At 68.3% G+C, this 243-nt stretch carries 1 pseudogene; it reads right to left on the minus strand.

What is annotated here, in order from left to right:
• Positions 1–243: pseudogene (locus tag KVT37_RS32635) on the minus strand (gfo/Idh/MocA family oxidoreductase); the annotation flags it as partial.

A 243-nucleotide genomic window follows, 5' to 3' on the forward strand; every position in this document is an offset into this window, starting at 1 on the left:
TCGGTTTGCCGGGATTTCGGAGATCTCGGCCGTGCGGCCCGATGCCATCGAGCGGTAGCCCGCTTCCACCAGCGCCATGGCCTTGACGTTGTCGGCGACGGAGGGCGCCGGCGGCGTGCCTGTCTTCACGGCATGCTGCAACTGCTCCATGACGCCGTTGAAGGCTTGCGGGAACCACATCGTCTCCCACCTCGGGCTCACCCATTCGCCGCGGGTCGTCTCGGCTGGGGCATGGGCCAGCGG

The organism is Mesorhizobium sp. GbtcB19, assembly GCF_019091085.1.
In the GTDB taxonomy this organism is placed as follows: domain Bacteria; phylum Pseudomonadota; class Alphaproteobacteria; order Rhizobiales; family Rhizobiaceae; genus Mesorhizobium.